This window comes from Burkholderia sp. LK4 (assembly GCF_001043615.1).
Taxonomy (GTDB): Bacteria; Pseudomonadota; Gammaproteobacteria; order Burkholderiales; family Burkholderiaceae; genus Burkholderia; species Burkholderia cepacia.
Window position 1 is genome coordinate 80,629 of sequence record NZ_LDUL01000061.1, and the last position, 18,751, is coordinate 99,379.

Here is an 18,751-nt window from a genome sequence, read left to right on the forward strand (position 1 = left end):
CATTCACGACGATTCACGAGGACGCGCCCGAACCGCCGCCGAGGCTCGCGACGAACGCGGCAATACGCTCGCACGCGTCGATCAGTCGCGCGTCGTCGACGACGAAACCGAAGCGCACGAAGCCCGACGCGGTGTCGCCGAACGCACTCGCGTCGAGCAGCGCAACCTGCTTCGCGCGGAACAGCCCCCACGTGAACGCATGCGCGTCCAGCCCGGTGCCGCGCACGTCGACCATCATGAACATCCCGGCCTCCGGCAGCAGGCAGCGCAGCCCCGGCACGTCGCGCAGGCGCGCGTACGCGAGATCGCGGCGGCGCCGGTAGAGTTCGCGCATGTCCGCGACAATCGCGGCCCTGTTGTCGAGCGCGGTGACGGCCGCCTGCTGGATGAAGCCCGGGAGCCCGTACAGCATGCACAGCGCGAGCCGCTCCGCATGCTCGATCAGGTCCGTCGGGCCGATCGCCCAGCCGACCCGCCAGCCCGGCATCGCATGCGATTTCGACAGGCTCCCGAGCGTCACCGTGCGTTCGGCCATCCCCGGCAGCGACGCGATGCTGACCATCTCGCGCTCGAACGTCAGCGCCGCATACACCTCGTCGGACACGACCCACAGATCGCGCTCGCATGCGAGCCGTGCGATCCGCTCGAGGTCCGCGCGCGGCATCACGACGCCGGTCGGGTTGCATGGCGTCGCGAAGAAGATCGCTTTCGTGCGCGGCGTCACGGCCGCCTCGAGCGCGTCGAAGTCGAGATGAAAACCGCGCGACGCATCGACGGGCACCGGTACGAGCGTCGCGCCCGACGCGCGCACGCTCGCCTCGTAGGTGAGGTACATCGGCTCCGGCACGATCACCTCGTCGCCGGCCTCGCACAGGCACATCGCCATCGCGAACAGTGCATTCTGCGCACCAGCCGTTACGATCACGTGCTCCGGGCCGACCGCCTGCCCCGACACTGCCGCATGCTCGCGCGCGATCGCCGCGCGCAGTTCGGCGCGGCCGCGCACTTCGCTGTAGTGGGTATCGCCGCCGCGCAGCGCGGCAACCGCACGCTCGACGATCACGTCGGGCGTCGCGAAATCGGGATCGCCGACGCTCAGGATGATCGCCGGCTCTCCGGCGGCGACCGCCTGCTGCGCCGCGTAGTGAATGTCCCATGCGGTCGTGCGCTTGCCTTGGAGACGATCGACCAGCTTCGAATAGTTCATGCGTCCTCCATCGCGCGGCGCCCGCCGGGCCGCCGCGTCGTCAACGGGTTCATTCAACGCGGCATGCGCACGGGCACACGCCGCTCGAGCCGGCCGAACGCACGCTCGATCACGAACGCGAGCACGACATAGATCACCGCGATCGCCACCAGCGGCTCGTAGGTCCGCAGCGTCTGCGCGCGGATGTAGTTCGCGGCGCCGAGCACGTCCATTACCGCGACCGTCGATGCGAGCGCCGTCGATTTCAGCAGCATCACGGTCTCGCCGGCCAGCGTCGGCAGCAGGATCTGGATCGCGCGCGGCAGCCAGACGCGGCGCGCGATCATCGACGGGCGCATCCCCATCGCGCGCGCGGCCTCGATCTCGCCCTTCGGCACGCCGCGCAGGCCGGCGCGCAGCACCTCGCCGACATACGCGCCGACGCTGATCACGAGCGCGAACGCGACATACCAGAAGCCATCCCGCAGGAACGGCCACAGCACGCTGTCGCGCAGCGCGGGCCAGCCCGCGAACAGCGAACCGACGCCATAGTAGATCAGGTAGATCTGCACGAGCAGCGGCGTGCCGCGTATCACCTCGGTGAAACCCTTGCTCGCGTGCGCGACGACCGGGTTAGACGACAGGCGCGCGAACGCGACGGCGATCGCGAGCCCGAAGCCGAACACGGCCGAGATGACGAGCAGCTTGACGGTGGTCAGCACGCCGAGCAGCAGCAGCGACCCGTAGGAAGACAGTACGCTCAGATCCATGACGTTGATCCGGTTCGATGGGAAAGCATGCGGAAAAGCGCGGCGCGGCTCACGATGCCGGCATCCAGCGGCCGAAGCGGCGCTCGATATTGCGGAACAGCACACCGGACAGCGACGTGATCGCGAAATACACGGCCGCCACCATCAGGTAATAGTGCATGTACTCGCGCGTCGAGCCGGCCGCCTGTTTCGCGGTGTAGAGCAGTTCGCTGTAGCCGACCACGCTGATCAGCGCGCTGTCCTTCACGAGAATCAGCCACAGGTTCGCGAAGCCCGCCAGCGCATACGGCGCCATCGCCGGCAGCGTCACGCGCCGGAACACGAGCCCCGGCGGCGCGCCGAACGCGCGGCCGGCCTCGATCTGCCCGTACGGAATCGCGAGAATCGCGCCGCGGATGATCTCCGCCGCGTACGCGCCCTGCACGATGCCGAGCACGATCACTGCCGCCGCGAACCCGTTGACCGCGACCGGCCCGGCGCCGATCGCCGTCATCAGCAGGTTGATCGCGTCGGTGCCCGCGTAGTAGAGCAGCAGGATCAACAGCAGTTCGGGCACCGCGCGGCACAGCGTCGTATAACCCTGTGCGATCCGTTCGAGCGCGCGCACGCCGGACAGCTTCGCAGCCGCGCCCAGCAACCCGAGCACGATGCCGACCGCGAACGCGCCGAGCGAAATCTCGAGCGTCACGCCCGCGCCCTGCAGCAGCGCGACGCCCCAGCCGTCCGGGTCCATGCCCAGGTAGCTCACCCATCCCCAACCGTCCATGCCGCCTCCTCGTCCGTGCGTGCGCCGGTGTAGCCGTGTGCCGATAGCGGCGCGATCAGTGCGGCCAGAGGTCGATCGGGAAATACTTCTTCGAGATCTGCGCGTACTTGCCCGACGCGTGCAGTTGTTCGAGCGCCTGGTCCATCTGCTGCTTCAGCGGCGCATCGGCCTTGCGCATCCCCGCGCCGACGCCGTAGCCGAAGATCGCCGGATCCATCTTCACGCTGCCGGGGCCCTTCAGCTCGAACGTCGAACCGTCTTTCGACTTCAGGAAATCGAGGATGCCGAGCTGGTCGAGATACATCGTGTCGATCCGGCCCGCGACGAGATCCGCGTTGCAGTCGTCCTGAGTGTTGTACAGGCGCACCGTCGCGCTCTTGCCGTATGCCATCTTGATGAACTCCGCGTTCGCGGTGGAACCCTGCACGCCGATCACCTTGCCCTTCAGGCCGTCGGGCGTGAGCGTGAGCTTCGTGTTCTTCGCCCCGACGAAGGTGCCCGGCGTCTCGTAGTACGGCCGCGAGAACGCGATCACCTTCTCGCGTTCCGGCGTGATCGACATCGAGTTGAAGATCACGTCGATCTTGTCGCTGAGCAGCGCCGGGATGATGCCGTCCCACGCGACTTCCTTGATCTCGCACTTCGCCTTCATCTGGTCGCACAGCGCGCGGATCAGGTCGGCCTCGAAGCCGCTCCACTGCCCGGTCGGGCTCTTCATCAGGAACGGCGGATACGGTTCGGCGGCGACGCCGAAGCGCAGCACGCCCGACGACGCATGCGCGGAACCGAGTGGCGCGAGCGCCGCGACGACGATACTGAACAGGCAGAGCAGACTGCGTACGACACGTTTCATGGCCGGACTCCTTGCGGGAAAGATGGGGATCGGGCGGGCCGGCCCGCGCGCTCGCGCGGCGGCTCCCGTGATTCAGTGATGCTGCCGGTGCGCGTTGACGAACTGGCGGCAGCGTTCGCTCTGCGGCGTATCGAAGATCTCCGCCGGCGTGCCGCTCTCCTCGACGCGACCCTGGTGCAGGAACAGCACCTTGCTGGACACGTCGCGCGCGAACGCCATCTCGTGCGTGACGAGAATCATCGTGCGGCCTTCGCACGCGAGATCGCGAATCACCTTCAGCACTTCGCCGACGCGCTCGGGATCGAGCGCGGAGGTCGGCTCGTCGAACAGCATGACTTTCGGCCGCATCGCCAGCGCGCGTGCGATCGCGACGCGCTGCTGCTGGCCGCCGGACAGGAAGGCCGGATACACATTGCGCTTGTCGGCCAGACCGACCCGTTCGAGCAGTTGCTCGGCGCGCGCGATCGCTTCGGCGCGCGGTTCGCGCAGCACATGCACGGGCATCTCGATCACGTTCTCGAGCACCGTGCGGTGCGCCCACAGGTTGAAGCTCTGGAACACCATGCCGAGCCGCGTGCGGACCCGCTCGACCTGACGCGCATCGGTCGGCACGGTGCGCCCCTTGCGGTCGACTTTCAGCCCGATCTCCTCGCCGTCGACGACGATGCGCCCCCGGGTCGGCGTCTCGAGCAGGTTGATGCAGCGTAGCAGCGTGCTCTTGCCCGATCCGCTCGCACCGATCAGCGAGATCACCTCGCCTTCGTGCGCACTCAGCGACACGCCCTTCAACACTTCCAGGTCGCCGAACCGCTTGTGCAGATCTTCCACCTGCACGCGTTCCCCGACGTCCGTTTTCACGCTCTCCACCCGCGCCAACATGCTGTCTCCTGTGTCGAATTCTCACGCCCGTCCCGCGCGGGATCGCAGCGTCTTGTTGAATGGCCGACCAACCTCATGCGGAGTCGAGTATAGGCGCTGTTGAACAATGGTTCAACAGTTTCAATAAAATCCGGAGCAAGGGTTTTCGCGGGTTTCGCGACGCTTTCAGCGTCGTAATTGAACAAGCGTCCGGCACTCCCCTATAATCGGTGTCATGACGATTCCGTAAGGTCACCACGTGAAAAAGACTCCTGGCACGGCACCGGTTCAGGCACGCAGCCGCGGCATCCGAGAAACACCCGCGGTGCGTCAGCAATCGATCATCGACGCGACGATGCGCTGCATCGCGCGCTACAGCTATTCCGAGACCACGATCGACCGCATCTGCGCGGAAGCGAAGGTCTCGCGCGGGCTGATCAATCATCATTTCCAGTCGAAAGACGAACTGATGGCGCAGACCTACAAGCGGCTCGCGACCGACCTGCTCGACGTGTCGCGCGCGGCGGCCGCGAACGCGACGGGCCCCGAGGAAAAACTCGATGCGATCATCAAGGTCTGTTTTGCCGCGCCGGTATTCGCGCCGAAGAACGTGAAGGTATGGCTCGGCTTCTGGAGTGTCGCGCACAGCGACCCGGTGATCCGCAAGGCGCACAAGGAGCTGTACAGCGGCTACCGGCAAGCGCTGAAGAAGCTGTTCGACCAGATCGCGGAAGTGCGCGGCGGCACCGTCGACAGCGATCTCGCCGCGCTGACGCTGACGGCCGTGATCGACGGTTTCTGGCTGGAGCTGGCGCGCGACCCGACGTCGTTCACCGCGGAAGACGCGCTGACGAGCTGCCTGCGCGTCGTCGACACGTTCCTCCCGCCGCCGAAGACGGCCCGCAAGCGGGCGTAACGCATCACGCGCGCACGCGCCGCCGGGCAACCGGCGGCGGCAACGACGGCCTCGCACGGCGCGAGGCCGTTCGCGCTTTCAGGCCGCGCGGATCTCGATCAGGTACGGCGCATCGTGCGCCGCCGCCTCGCTCAGCGCACCGGCCAGCGAACCCCCTTCTTCGACCCGCTGCGCTCCCCATCCGTACGCACGCGCGATCGCGACGAAATCCGGCGTGTGCAGATCCACGCCGACCGGTTCGACGCCGACGTCGACCATCGCGCGCTTGATCTCCCCGTACCCGCCGTTGTTCAGCAGCACGACGATCACGCGTGCGCCATGCTGCACCGCGGTGCCGAGCTCCGCGAGCGTGTACTGGAACCCGCCGTCGCCGGCCAGGCAGACGACCGGACGCGACGCATCGCCGAGGCTCGCCCCTACGGCGGCCGGCAGCCCGTAGCCGAGCGAGCCGAATCCCACCGACGCGTTGAACCAGCTGCGCGGGCGCGACGCCGCGAAACCGACGTTGCCCGCGTAGACGATGCGGGTCGAATCGCCGACGATCGCCGCATCGGGCAGCGCGTCACGCACGCCGTCGAGCAGCGCGAGGTCGCGCCGCATCTCGTCGGTCAATTCCTGCCGGGCCGCCGCGCGGCACATCGCCGCGCGTTCGATGCCGTCGCCGTCCGCGCGCGGGTGCGCATCGGCCGGCCAGCTGCGCCGCAGTGCGCGCACGGTTTCGCCGACGTCGCCGAGCAGCGGCAGCGCGGGCACTGCGTTACGGCACAGCTGTTGCGGGTCGATGTCGATCCGCACGAGCGGCGCGGGTATCGCGAAGCTGCGCGTCGCGTACAGATCGTAGTCGGTCGGCCCCAGCTCGGTACCGAGCGCAATGATCAGGTCGCTGTCGCGCATCAGCACACGCACCGCGTCGCTCGACGCCGACCACGCGATGCCGAGCGGATGCGCGGGCGGCAGCGCGCCGCGCCCGTTGATCGTCATCACGACCGGCGCGTCGAGCGTTTCCGCGAGCCAGCGGACGTCGTCGGCCGCGTCCAGCGCGCCGCCGCCCGCGAGGATCAGCGGCGCGCGCGCGGCGGCCGCCTTCGCACGGAATGCGTCGATGCCCTGCGCCGATGCGGGCCCCGGCGCGATGCGCGGCGGCGCGGCCGGCACCGGCGGCAATACGTCGGCGGGCGCCGCGAGTACGTCGAGCGGAATCTGGATGTGCACGGGGCGCGGGCGGCCGCCCGAAAACACCGCGAATGCGCGCGCGATCGCCTGCGGCAGCGCGTCGGCACGCGGCACCGTGTAGCTGAACGCGGCGACATTGTCCGCGAACGCATGCTGGTCCGGCAATTCGTGCAGATGGCCGTTACCCGAACCGAGGTCGCCGGATGCGTTGACGCTCGAGATCACCAGCATCGGAATTGAATCCGCATACGCCTGCGCCATCGACGTCGCGATGTTCGTCATGCCGGGGCCGGTAATCACGAAACACACGCCGGGCTTGCCGGTCGCGCGCGCATAGCCGTCCGCCATGAACCCCAGGCCCTGCTCGTGGCGTGCGCTCACGTGACGCAGCGCGCTGTCGGCCAGACCGCGATACAGCTCGATCGTATGCACGCCGGGAATGCCGAACACCGTGTCGACGCCGTAGGCGGCAAGCAGATCGACGAGGTACATGCCTACTGTTTTCATATGGTTTCCATCGTTCAAGACAGGTTTGAAGATCGACCGCCGGCCGCCGCCGTCAATGCGCGAGCCCCGGCAGCAGTTCGCGCACGCCCTGCGCGAGCATCTGGAACGCGATGGCAGTCAGCACGATGCCGGACAACCGCTCGACCAGCGTCCTGCCGATCTCGCCGAGCCGGCGGCACCACGACGCCGAGCATGCATACGTCAGCCCGATCACGCCCGCATGCAGCACGCAGGCGGCGCTCAATGCCAGCAGGTCGGCGGGCGTATGGAAACGCGTCGCGGTCGTGATGACGAGCGACATCACCGCGCTGCCGATCGACAGCGGAAAGATCAGCGGCACCGCGATGTAGTTGCGCCATTGCGCATACTCGAGCCGCGTGTCGCCGCTGCTGCGCTCGTCGTTCGCCGTGCCGCGCATCATCGGGATCGACCACAGGCACAGCACGAGGCCGCCCGTCAGCGTCAACGCGCCGAGCGTCAGGCCGAGCATGCGCAGCAGGAACTGCCCGCCCCATACCGCGCCGACCATCAGCGTCGCGATCCACGCGAACAGCCGGAGCGCGATCTGCCGTTGCGTCGCGTCCGGGAAATGCCCGGTGACCGCCGCATACATCGGGATCGCGACGGGCGGACAGAACAGCGTCAGCAGGCCCGTGAGGAACAGCAGCACGTCGCTCGACGTCAGGGTCATCGTTCGCACTCGGATGCGGTCGGGTGGATAAGGAGCGCAATGGCATCGCGGCCTGGGGCGCGTCAGCCGAGTTCGGCGTGGAGTTCGGGAACCGTCGAGAACAGGTCGCCGACGAGGCCATAGTCGGCCACGCTGAAGATCGGCGCTTCGGGATCCTTGTTGATCGCGACGATCACCTTCGAATCCTTCATGCCGGCCAGATGCTGGATCGCGCCCGAGATACCGACCGCGATGTACAGCTGCGGTGCGACGATCTTGCCGGTCTGGCCGACCTGGTAGTCGTTCGGCACGTAGCCGGCGTCGACTGCCGCGCGCGATGCGCCGAGCGCCGCCGACAGCTTGTCGGCCAGCGGCTCCAGCACCTTCGTGTAGTTCTCGCCGCTGCCCAGACCGCGGCCGCCCGACACGATGATGCTCGCCGACGTCAGTTCCGGACGGTCCAGCTTCGTCACCTCACGGCTCACGAACTGCGACTTACCGGCGTCTGCCGCCGCTTCGATCTTCTCGACCGATGCGCTGCCGCCTTCCGCCGCGACCGGATCGAAACCCGTCGCTCGCACGGTGATGACCTTGATCGGGTCACTCGACTGCACCGTCGCGATCGCGTTGCCCGCGTAGATCGGGCGCTCGAACGTGTCGGCCGAAACCACGGCCGTGATCTCGGAGATCTGCGCGACGTCCAGCTTCGCGGCGATACGCGGTGCGACGTTCTTGCCATACGCCGTTGCCGGCGCGAGGATGTGCGAGTAGTCCTTCGCGATGTTCAGCACGGTCGCCTCGACGTTTTCCGCGAGGCCGTCGGCCAGTTGCTGCGCATCGGCCAGCAACACCTTCGACACACCTGCGATCTTCGCTGCCGCATCGGCCGCGCCTTGCGCGTTGTGGCCCGCGACCAGCACGTGAATGTCACCGCCGACGAATTTGCCAACCTCGGCCGCCGCCGCCACCGTGTTCAGCGTCGCGGCCTTGATCGACGCGCTGCCCCCCAAGGGGGCTTCCTTCGGGGCGTCGTACTCTGCAATCACCAGTATCGTCATTTCTTTGCGCTCCCTCTTACAGCACCTTGGCTTCGGTCTTCAGCTTCTCGACCAGCGTCTTCACGTCCGGCACCTTCACGCCGGCCGCGCGCTTCGGCGGCTCGGCTACCTTCAGCGTCTTCAGACGCGGCGCGACGTCCACGCCGAGGTCTTCCGGCTTCACCGTTTCCAGCGGCTTCTTCTTCGCCTTCATGATGTTCGGCAGCGTCACGTAGCGCGGCTCGTTCAGGCGCAGGTCGGTCGTCACGACCGCCGGCAGCGTCAGCGACAGCGTTTCCGCGCCGCCGTCGACTTCACGCGCGACCGTTGCCTTGCCGTCCGCGATCGTGACCTTCGATGCGAACGTCGCTTGCGGGAGACCGGCCAGCGCGGCCAGCATCTGACCCGTCTGGTTCGAATCGTCGTCGATCGCCTGCTTGCCGAGGATCACCAGCTGCGGCTGTTCCTTGTCGACCAGCGCCTTCAGGATCTTCGCGACGGCCAGCGGCTCGACGCTGTCGGTCGACTCGACGAGGATCGCGCGATCCGCGCCGATCGCCAGCGCCGTGCGCAGCGTTTCCTGCGCTTGCGTCACGCCCACCGACACGGCGATCACTTCGGTCGCCACGCCCGCTTCCTTCAGGCGCACCGCTTCTTCAACGGCGATTTCGTCGAACGGGTTCATCGACATCTTCACGTTCGCGATGTCGACGCCCGTGTTGTCCGACTTCACACGGACCTTCACGTTGTAATCGACCACCCGCTTCACTGCCACCAGTACCTTGATGCTCATTCATCCCCCTGGAATCGGATCGTTCAGTCCTGCGCGGCCGCTTGCGGCGCGCGTTCACGCGGCCGCATATCGCCATCGAAATCGTCGAGCGTCGGAAACGCCATCGGCTCCAGCCGGTCGAGCTGCGCCAGGTACGCGTCGTAGCGTTCGAGCACCGCCGCGCGCTCGGTGTCGCCGATATACGGCACGTGATAACCGACGAACGACGGCAGTACGTCGAATCCCGCATAACCGAGGGTGCCGCGCAGTACGTGGCGCAGCATCAGGTCCATCTCGCCATGCACGCCGTCCGCGCCGAACATGTAGTCGCGGCCGCCGCATGTATAGGCGAGCAGCGCGCGCTTGCCGCGCATCCCGCCGCGATCGTAGAAACGCACGCCGCCGTACACCTTGCCCGACACCAGCACGCGGTCGACCCAGCCCTTCATGATCGCCGGCGTCGAGCACCAGAACAGCGGGAAGCTCAGGATCAGCAGGTCGCATGCGTCCAGTTTGTCGAGTTCGGCGGCGATATCGGGGGCGATCGTGTGCGCGGCAACGTTCTCGCGCTGCTCCAGCGCGTAGACGAGATAGTCCGGGTTCTTTCGCACGCCGAAATCGGCCGCGCTCGCGACCGGGTTCCATTGCATCGCGTACAGGTCGGACACCGTCACGGTATGCCCCTGCGCTTCGAGCGTGCTCACCGCGCGGTGCAGCATCGACGTGGTGAACGACTGCGGTTCCGGATGGGCGTGAACGATCAGGACTTTCATGGTGCTTGTTGTCTCCGCGACATGACGTTGAATTCAGACCGACCCGGCCGCGCGCTTGCGCAGCAGCGACAGGCCGATCGCGATACAGGTGGCCGCCAGCAGCAGCGTGGAGACCGACGCGATCGCCGGATCCACGTTCTCGCGCATGCCGTCCCACATGCGGCGCGGCAGCGTGTAGACGCCCCGGCTCGAAATGAACAGCGTGACGACCAGTTCGTCCCACGACAGGATGAACGCGAACACGGCCGCCGACAGCACGCCGGGCCGGATCGACGGCAGGATCACGTAGCGCAGCGTCTGCGACAGGTTCGCGCCGAGGCTGCGCGACGCCTGCTCGATCCGCAGGCCGACCGTCGCGAGCGACGCCGATACCGCGACGACCACATAGGGCACCGACAGCACGACATGCGACAGGATCACCGCCGGATAGCTGTCGAGCATTCCGAGCTCGCCCCACAGCCGGTAGAACGCGAGCGCCGACACGATCGGCGGCACGATCAGCGGGAACAGGATCACGCCGCGCACCAGCTCGCCACGCCGCGATGCCACCTTCCACAAGCCGATCGCACACAACGTGCCGAGCGTCACCGAGATCGCCGACGAAACGAGCGCGATCAGCCCGCTCTGCAGGAAGCTCGACACCCAGCCGTCGTCGTCGAGCAGCGCACCGTAATGCCGCAGCGACAGCGCGCCGTCCGGCATCGACAGGTAGTCGCTCGGTGTCAGCGACACCGGCACCGACACGAGCAACGGCAGCATCAGGAACAGGATCGCGGCCCATGCGACGCCAATCACCAGCGCGCGGCTGGCCGTCAGTCTGGTCTTCATCTTCGATTCCTCCGGTCGGATTCAGCGCGCGCCGAACAACTCGCGCAAGTCGACGAAACGCGCGAGCAGCGCGAGCGCGGCCAGGATCGACGCCAGCAGCAACGACGCGAGCGCCGCCCCGCTGCCCCAGTTCATGAGCTGCAGGATCTGCGTGCTGATGTATTCGGCGATCATCACCGTGCGGCCGCCGCCGAGAATGACCGGCGTCACGTAAAAGCCGAGCGAGAAGATGAACACGAGAATCGCCGCACCGACGATGCCCGGCCGCGTCTGCGGGAAATACACCTTGCGGAACGTGACGAGCGCGCCTGCGCCGAGCCCCTGCGACGCGCGCACCAGCTGCGGGTCGATGCCTTTCATGTTCGCGTACAACGGCAGCACCGCGTACGGGATCATGAAGTGGATCATCCCGATCACGACGCCGATCTCGTTGCGCATCAGCGGCAGCGGCGCGTCGATCAGCCCGATGCGCATCAGCAGCGTGTTGACGAGCCCCTGCTCGCCGAGCAGGAACAGCCACGAGAACGCGCGCACCAGCACCGACGCCCAGAACGGCACGAGCAACCCGAACATCAGCGCCATCCGCTGGCGCGGCCCGACGTGCGCCATCGCATACGCGATCGCGTAACCGAGCGCGACAGAAAAGACGGTCGTCACCGCGCAGACGCGCAGCGTCGTCCACAACACGCGATGCACGCCGCGGTTGTCCAGCAGCCGCGCGTAGTTGTGCAGGCCGGGTTCCGGCACCGCGAAGCCGAGCCACAGCACGCGCACGAGCGGATACACGTACAGCACGATCAGCACCGCGAGCAGCGGCACGACCAGCAGCCAGTAACGGTCGGCTTTCGCGCGGCCGAGCGGGACGGCGCCCGCGACAGGGGAAGACAAGGTATTCATGGCGTCACGCTCACGAGGCGGCGGCTCAGGACGACATCAGGTCGGTGTACTGCGCGAGCGTCGCTTCGTAGTGCTGCGCCCACCACTCGGGATTCACCTTGCACTGCTTCGCCCAGTTCTCCGGCGTACCGGGATTGTCCGCGCGCAGCGCCTGCGGCACGGCGGCCGTCGCGGCCGGCGTCACCGGACCGTTGCCGAGCAGCGACAGCAGGCGCACCTGCGGCTCGACGCCCTGCACGAACTTGATGAACTGCCAGACGGCGTCGCCTGACGGATTGTTCTTCGGCACGCCCCATACATCGCACGACGCGAGCCCCTGCTCCCACGTATAGCGGAACCGTCCGCTACTCTCGCGCTGCAGCACGTTCGCGCGCGTATGCCAGATGCACGCCATGCTGACTTCGCCGTTGCGCAGCAGTTGCAGGCTGTCCGCGCCCGAATCCCACAGCAGCACGTTCGAACGCAGTTCCTTGAGCTTCTTCATCGCGCGCGGCACGTCGATCGGGTAGACCTTGTCCTTGTCGACGCCGTCGGCCATCAGCGCGGCTTCGAGCGCACCGCCCATCCACTTCCACAGCCCGCGCTTGCCCGGAAACTTGCCGACGTTCCAGAAGTCGGCCCAGTTCTTCGGCGGATTCGCGCCGAACTTGCGCGCGTCGTAGACGAGCACGTAGCTCAGCAGGTACGACGGCACGCCGAAATCCGATGCGAGCCCCGGCAACGCGTTGCGGCCGACGACCGAATAATCGATCGGCCGCAGGAACCCCTGCTTGCCGAGCTTGATCGCCGCGAAGCCGTCGAGATCCATCACGTCCCAGATCACGTTCCGGTTCTCGACCATCGCCTTGATCTTGCCGTCCTCCGGCGACGAGTCATAGCCCATCCTGATCCCGCTCGCCTTCGTGAACGGGTCCATGTAGGCGGAGCGGAACGCGGCGCGCGCTTCGCCGCCCCAGGCGCTGAGCACGATCTCCTTCGGGTTCGCGGCCAGCGCATCCCTCGCGCCCGCCGCCAGCAGCGTCGGCGCGACGCCGGCGGCCGCGCACAGCCGCAGGAAGTCGCGGCGGCGCTGCGAGGTTGCGGTCTGAAGCTCGCGTGCTTGGTCGAGCAGGTCCTGCAGATAGCGGTTCGTCATGGTGTCTCCTCCAGGCTGGGCAGCGCCCGCACGCATCTCGTCGTTTTCGGGCGCCGTTGAATCGGCCGGCGACGACGGCATTCGCCGCGTCGCGCGGGGTGCATCGTTCGTCGCGTCAGTCCGACGCGATTCGGCAGGTCGCGTCACGCTCCCACTGCACGAACACGTCCATGCCGGTGCGCGGCGACGCGAGTCCGCGCCACGCCGGCACATCGGCGGTCACGCAGCCGAGCGCCGCGGTCTCGATCTCGAAGCGGTACGACGAACCGAAATAGCTCCAGTGGCGAATCCGCCCGGCCACTTCGTTGTGTGCGCCTCTGCACGATGTGGCAGAGACGGCGACCTTCTCCGGCCGCAGCGCGAACAGCAACGTGTCGTCCGGCCGCGCGCCGCAAGCAGGCGCGACGAAACGCGCGTCGCCGACGCGGTAGTGCGTCGTCGCGTCGTCGCCGACGAGCGCGACCGCTTCGATGAAGTTGCTCTTGCCGAGGAAATCGGCGACGAAGCGGTTGGCCGGCTGCTCGTACAGTCCGTCCGGCGTGCCGATCTGTTCGAGCCGGCCGTCGCGCATGATCGCGATGCGGTCCGACATCGACAGCGCCTCCTCCTGGTCGTGCGTGACGAACAGGAACGTTGCGCCGAGCCGTTCGTGCAGCGCCTTCAGTTCGACCTGCACTTCGCCGCGCAGCTTGCGGTCGAGCGCGCCGAGCGGTTCGTCGAGCAGCACGAGATCGGGATCGAACACCAGCGCGCGTGCGATCGCGACGCGCTGCTGCTGGCCACCGGACAACTGGCGCGGCAAACGATCCGCGAGATGGCCGAGCCGCACGAGATCGAGCGCGGCCTTCACGCGCTTCACCGCGTCGGGCCCTTTCTGCTTGCGCACCATCAGCGGATACGCGACGTTCTGCTCGACCGTCATGTGCGGAAACAGCGCATAACCCTGGAACACCATCCCGAAGTTGCGCTTCTCCGGCGGCAACCCGACGATGCTGCGGCCGCCGACGCGCAGGTCGCCGGTGGTCGGATGCTCGAAGCCCGCGACGATCGTCAGCAGCGTCGTCTTGCCCGAACCCGACGGCCCGAGGATCGTCAGGAACTCGCCGCGCGGAATGTCGATCGTCGTTTCCCGCAGCGCCTGCACGTCGCCGTAGCGCTTCGACACGCGATCGATCTGCAGACCCGCGCCGCTGGTCGCGCACCCTACCGATTCCGCACGAGCCGCATGCGCACCGGGCCCTGCCTCCTCCACACCTGCCGACGTCTCCATCACCACGCTCATCGTGCGTCTCCTGATCGACTCACATTTGGGTTGAACGTTCATTTAACAAAACTTATACTATGCCGAAATGCGGTTCGCAAGTAGCGGCGACCCTTGCCGGCTCTGACACAACACGACACCCAACACCAAGGAGACAGTGGCAACATGAGCAACGAGGACATCCGAATCGAACGGCACGACGGCGTCGTGACGCTTCGCCTGAACCGCCCGGCGAAGCGCAATTCGCTCGCGCGACCGCATCTCGACTTTCTTCGCGCCACGCTCGACGCGCTCGCGAACGACCCGGCGGTGCGCTGCCTCGTGGTGACCGGCACGGGCAGCGCGTTCTGCGCGGGCGCGGACGTCGACGAATGGGCCGAGGCCGAGCGCAACGGCGAACTCGACACCTACGGATGGAGCGAGCGCGCGCACCGGTTCGTCGAGGCGCTGGCTGCGTTTCCGCGCCCCACCGTCGCCGCGCTGAACGGCTCGACCGTCGGCGCGGGCACCGACATCGGTTTCGCGTGCGACTTCCGCATTGCGAGCACGGCCGCGACGCTGCGCTGCGGCTATACGAGCATGGGCTACAGCCCCGACATGGGCGGCAGCTGGTTCCTGCCGCGCCTCGCACGGCCCGACGTCGTACGTCGCTTCATCTTCCTGAACGAACGCTGGAACGCGCAGGACGCGCTCGCGGCCGGGCTCGTGTCCGAAGTCGTCGATGCCGACGCGTTCCCGCAGCACGTCGCCGCCTTCGCCGCGCGTCTCGCGCAAGGGCCGAGCGTCGCGTTCGGCCATGCGAAGGCGTTGCTCGCGCAATCGCTCACGCATACCCTCGCCGAGCAATTGCGCGGCGAACTGGCGGCCTGCCTCGCTTGCGGTCACAGCGAGGACGGCCAGGAAGCGCTTCGCGCGTCGGTCGAAGGGCGCGCACCCATTTTTGTCGGGAGATGATTCATGGATTTTTCGCTGACCCATGAGCAGGAAATGCTGGTGACGTCGTTGCGTCAGTTCGTCGAAAAGGAACTGCAGCCCCATGAATTCGCGGTCGACCGTGCGGACGACGTGCCGCCCGAACTCGCCGCTTCGATCCGCCGCAAGGCAATCGACCTGGGTTTCTACGCGTTCAACATGCCCGAAAGTGCCGGCGGCCCGGGCCTCGACTACCTGACGCAGGCGCTCGTCGAGCGCGAGCTCGGCCGCACGAGCTGGGCGCTGCACGTGTTCGTCGCGCGGCCGAGCAAGATCCTCATGGCGTGCAAGGGCGACCAGATCGAGCGCTACCTGAAGCCGACCGTGCGCGGCGAGCGCGTGGATTGCTTCGCGCTGACCGAGCCGGACGCCGGCTCCGACGCGATGGGCATCCGCACGCGCGCGGTGCGCGACGGCGACGACTACGTGATCAACGGCAGCAAGCACTTCATCAGCCACGCGGATACGGCCGATTTCGTGATCCTGTTTGCCGTCACCGGCGAGGAGGAAGTGCGCGGCCAGAAACGCAAGCGCGTGACCTGCTTCCTGATCGACAAGGACACGCCGGGGATGACCGTGCGGCGCGGCCCGCACTGCACGAGCCTGCGCGGCTACCATCAGTCGGAAATCTTCCTGAGCGACTGCCGCGTCAGCACCGCGCAGATCCTCGGCGAAGAACATCGCGGTTTCGATCTCGCGAACGACTGGCTCACCGCCGGCCGCGTGATGGTCGCGGCCAACAACATCGGCCGCGCGCAGCGGGCGTTCGAGATGGCCGCCGAATGGGCGGCGACGCGCCGCCAGTTCGGCAAGCGCATCGGCGAATTCCAGGGCACGTCGTTCAAGCTCGCCGACATGCAGACCGAGATCCGCGCGGCGGAACTCGTCACGCTCTACACCGCGCAGAAGCTCGACCTGGGCACGATGACCGACGGCGATGCCGCGCTCGCGAAGCTGCTGGCGACCGAAACGCTCGGCCGCGTGACCGATCATGCGGTGCAGATCTACGGCGGCATGGGGCTGATGGACGAGCTGCCGATCGAGCGCTTCTGGCGCGATGCGCGCATCGAGCGCATCTGGGAAGGCACGTCCGAGATCCAGCGGCACATCCTGTCCAAGGAAATCCTCCGACGCTACAGCTGACGCGAACCATCGCGCCGGCCCATCCGGCACGACTTCCGAAAGGACCTTTCATGACCTCCTCTCCCGCAGTCAGGGATCGCCGCGCCACCGCCGCGGCCAACCTGCGCCGGCTGCTCGAGCCGGCCAGCATCGCGTTCGTCGGCGGACGCGGCATCGCGGGCGCCGTGCAGCGCTGTCGCGACTACGGTTACGCCGGCGAGATCTGGCTCGTCAACCCGAACCATGCCGAGATCGACGGCGTACGCTGCCATGCGAGCGTCGCCGACCTGCCCGCCGCGCCCGACGCCGTGTTCGTCGCGGTGGCCGCACGGCAGGCGATCGACGTCGTGCGTGCGCTCGCCGAACGCGGCGCGGGCGGCGCGATCGTCTACGCGTCGGGCTTCTCCGAGACCGGCTCCGACGGCGCCGCGCTGCAGCATGCGCTCGTCGACGCGGCCGGCGACATGGCCGTGCTCGGGCCGAACTGCTACGGGCTGATCAACGGCCTGAACGGCAGCGCACTGTGGCCAGTCGCGCACGGTGCGCCGCGCGTCGAATCGGGCGTCGCCGTCATCACGCAGAGCGGCAACCTCGCGTACAACCTGTCGATGAGCGCTCGCTCGGTGCCGTTCGCGTACCTCGCGAGCGTCGGCAACCAGGCATCGGTCGACATTGCGCGCCTCGTGGACGCGTTCGTCGACGATCCGCGCATCCGCGCGATCGGCGTACATCTCGAAGGCCTGAAGGACGTGCGCGCGTTCAGCGAGGCCGCCGCACGCGCACTCGCACGCGGCGTGCCGATCGTCGCGCTGAAGAGCGGCACGTCGACGCTCGGCGCGCAGCTCGCAATGAGCCACACGAGTTCGCTCGCGGGCTCGGACGCGCTGTACGACGCGCTGTTCCGGCGGCTCGGCGTGATCCGCGTGAAGGATCCGGTCGGTCTCGTCGAGACGCTGAAGCTGCTCGCGATCGCCGGCGTGCCCGAGCGCCGCACGCTGGCCGCACTCGCGACGTCCGGCGGCGACGCAGGGCTCGTCGCCGATCTCGGCGAAGCACGCGGCATCGCATTCCCGCCGGTCGGCGACGCGGGCCGCGACACACTCGGCAACGTGCTGCCCGCCTACGCGACGATCGCCAACCCGCTCGACTTCACGACGACGCCGTGGGGCGACCCCGACAAGATGCGCGCATGCTGCGACGCGCTGCTGGCCGATCGCCCGGGCGCGGCCGCGATGATCCTCGACTATCCGCAGGAAGCCACCGGCGAACGGCCGCTGTGCGACATCGCGGCCAGCGCGTTCGCGGCGTCCGCGCGCCGGCACGGCGTGGTCGGCGCGGTCATCTCGGTGTTTCCCGACCTGACGCCGCCCGATCACGCGGCACGCATGGCCGCGGCCGGCATCGCGCCGCTGCAGGGGCTCGCCGACGGCATCGACGCGATCGGCGCGGCGATGACCTACGGCGACACGCGCCGCCGCATCCTCGATGCCGATGCGCTGAACGCACTGCCCGTGTTGCGGGCCGGCAATGGCGACGGCGGCGCCGCGACGCTGCACGACGAATGGGCGAGCAAGCGGATGCTGGCCGCGCACGGGCTCGCCGTGCCGCCGGCCGAATGTGTCGCCCCCGCCGATGCGCCTGCCGCCGCCGGGCGGCTCGGTTTTCCGGTGTGCGTGAAGGTCGTCAGCGATCGCCTGCCGCACAAGACCGAGGCCGGTGCGGTCGCGCTGAAGCTCGCGTCGCCCGAGGCCGTCGCCGCCGCGGTCGAGCGGATGATCGAGCAGGTCGCGCGTCATGCGCCCGACGTGAGCGTGGAGCGCGTCCTCGTCGAGAAGATGGCCGACGCGCCGCTGCTCGAGCTGATCGTCGGCGTGAAGCGCGAGCCGAACTTCGGTCTCGCGCTCGTGCTCGGCACCGGCGGCGTGCTGGTCGAGCTGATCCGCGACACCGCGACGCTGCTGCTGCCGGTACGGGAAAGCGACGTGCGCGATGCGCTGCTCGGGCTGCAGCTCGGGCCGCTGCTGACCGGCTATCGCGGGCGGCCGAAGGCCGATCTCGACGCGATCGTCGCGAACGTGATGGCGATCGCGCGCTTCGCGCAGGCGCATGCCGACACGCTCGTCGAGCTCGACGTCAATCCGCTGCTGGCTATGGAACACGGCGCGGTCGCGGTCGACGCGCTGGTGAGACTCGACACCTGAGACAGCGGGCATGAAGCGCACCGGCCCGCTCGCGCGATGCGTGAGCGGGCCGGA

General features: G+C 67.9%; 18 protein-coding genes. 4 read left to right on the forward strand and 14 right to left on the reverse strand.

Annotation, left to right across the window (positions count from 1 at the left end; all coding sequences use genetic code 11):
- Positions 1–13: 13 nt before the first annotated feature.
- The 5 genes from VK92_RS28100 to VK92_RS28120 form a co-directional block, all read right to left on the reverse strand.
- Complete coding sequence (locus VK92_RS28100) at positions 14–1,207, reverse strand: pyridoxal phosphate-dependent aminotransferase (RefSeq protein WP_048026011.1); 1,194 nt, start codon at positions 1,205–1,207, stop codon at positions 14–16.
- 53 nt (positions 1,208–1,260) lie between these two features.
- Entirely contained in the window at positions 1,261–1,956 is a 696-nt protein-coding gene (locus VK92_RS28105; protein ID WP_048026010.1) for an ABC transporter permease, read from the reverse strand.
- Positions 1,957–2,005: 49 nt separating this feature from the next.
- Positions 2,006–2,722, reverse strand: coding sequence for an ABC transporter permease (locus VK92_RS28110; protein ID WP_048026009.1), 717 nt, complete (start codon positions 2,720–2,722; stop codon positions 2,006–2,008).
- A gap of 55 nt (positions 2,723–2,777) precedes the next feature.
- Complete coding sequence (locus VK92_RS28115) at positions 2,778–3,575, reverse strand: transporter substrate-binding domain-containing protein (protein ID WP_048026008.1); 798 nt, start codon at positions 3,573–3,575, stop codon at positions 2,778–2,780.
- 72 nt (positions 3,576–3,647) lie between these two features.
- Positions 3,648–4,454, reverse strand: a complete 807-nt coding sequence (locus VK92_RS28120; protein ID WP_048026007.1) for an ABC transporter ATP-binding protein — start codon at positions 4,452–4,454, stop codon at positions 3,648–3,650.
- A 238-nt stretch (positions 4,455–4,692) separates the two neighbouring features.
- Between VK92_RS28120 and VK92_RS28125 the strand changes: the two genes are divergently transcribed.
- Positions 4,693–5,349, forward strand: coding sequence for a TetR family transcriptional regulator C-terminal domain-containing protein (locus VK92_RS28125; RefSeq protein ID WP_226202091.1), 657 nt, complete (start codon positions 4,693–4,695; stop codon positions 5,347–5,349).
- 78 nt (positions 5,350–5,427) lie between these two features.
- Here the strand turns inward: VK92_RS28125 and VK92_RS28130 are convergent, their stop codons facing one another.
- The 9 genes from VK92_RS28130 to VK92_RS28170 all read right to left on the reverse strand — a co-directional run bounded on the left by VK92_RS28130 (position 5,428) and on the right by VK92_RS28170 (position 14,423).
- Positions 5,428–7,029: a 5-guanidino-2-oxopentanoate decarboxylase gene (locus VK92_RS28130; RefSeq protein WP_048026006.1), complete on the reverse strand. Its 1,602-nt coding sequence runs from the start codon at positions 7,027–7,029 to the stop codon at positions 5,428–5,430.
- Between the two features lie 52 nt (positions 7,030–7,081).
- Entirely contained in the window at positions 7,082–7,720 is a 639-nt protein-coding gene (locus VK92_RS28135; RefSeq protein WP_048026005.1) for a MarC family protein, read from the reverse strand.
- A gap of 62 nt (positions 7,721–7,782) precedes the next feature.
- Entirely contained in the window at positions 7,783–8,757 is a 975-nt protein-coding gene (locus tag VK92_RS28140; protein ID WP_048026004.1) for an electron transfer flavoprotein subunit alpha/FixB family protein, read from the reverse strand.
- 16 nt (positions 8,758–8,773) lie between these two features.
- Positions 8,774–9,523 carry an electron transfer flavoprotein subunit beta/FixA family protein gene (locus VK92_RS28145; protein ID WP_048026052.1) on the reverse strand — a complete coding sequence of 250 codons (750 nt, stop codon included), beginning with the start codon at positions 9,521–9,523 and terminating at the stop codon, positions 8,774–8,776.
- Between the two features lie 29 nt (positions 9,524–9,552).
- The gene (locus VK92_RS28150) at positions 9,553–10,281 is read right to left on the reverse strand and encodes an NAD(P)H-dependent oxidoreductase (RefSeq protein ID WP_048026003.1); all 729 of its coding nucleotides are present in this window, start codon (positions 10,279–10,281) and stop codon (positions 9,553–9,555) included.
- Positions 10,282–10,314: 33 nt separating this feature from the next.
- Complete coding sequence (locus VK92_RS28155; protein WP_048026002.1) at positions 10,315–11,109, reverse strand: ABC transporter permease; 795 nt, start codon at positions 11,107–11,109, stop codon at positions 10,315–10,317.
- A 21-nt stretch (positions 11,110–11,130) separates the two neighbouring features.
- Entirely contained in the window at positions 11,131–12,006 is an 876-nt protein-coding gene (locus VK92_RS28160; RefSeq protein ID WP_048026001.1) for an ABC transporter permease, read from the reverse strand.
- Positions 12,007–12,031: 25 nt separating this feature from the next.
- Positions 12,032–13,141 (reverse strand): ABC transporter substrate-binding protein, encoded by a 1,110-nt coding sequence (locus tag VK92_RS28165; protein ID WP_048026000.1) that lies wholly within the window; start codon positions 13,139–13,141, stop codon positions 12,032–12,034.
- A 115-nt stretch (positions 13,142–13,256) separates the two neighbouring features.
- Entirely contained in the window at positions 13,257–14,423 is a 1,167-nt protein-coding gene (locus VK92_RS28170; protein ID WP_048025999.1) for an ABC transporter ATP-binding protein, read from the reverse strand.
- Positions 14,424–14,567: 144 nt separating this feature from the next.
- On the opposite strand from VK92_RS28170, the gene VK92_RS28175 reads away from it, so the two are divergent.
- The 3 genes from VK92_RS28175 to VK92_RS28185 are packed head-to-tail and all read left to right on the forward strand — an operon-like array spanning position 14,568 to position 18,697.
- Complete coding sequence (locus VK92_RS28175; RefSeq protein WP_048025998.1) at positions 14,568–15,356, forward strand: enoyl-CoA hydratase/isomerase family protein; 789 nt, start codon at positions 14,568–14,570, stop codon at positions 15,354–15,356.
- 3 nt (positions 15,357–15,359) lie between these two features.
- Positions 15,360–16,517 carry an acyl-CoA dehydrogenase family protein gene (locus VK92_RS28180; RefSeq protein ID WP_048025997.1) on the forward strand — a complete coding sequence of 386 codons (1,158 nt, stop codon included), beginning with the start codon at positions 15,360–15,362 and terminating at the stop codon, positions 16,515–16,517.
- A gap of 50 nt (positions 16,518–16,567) precedes the next feature.
- Positions 16,568–18,697: an acetate--CoA ligase family protein gene (locus tag VK92_RS28185; RefSeq protein ID WP_048025996.1), complete on the forward strand. Its 2,130-nt coding sequence runs from the start codon at positions 16,568–16,570 to the stop codon at positions 18,695–18,697.
- Positions 18,698–18,751 lie beyond the last annotated feature (54 nt).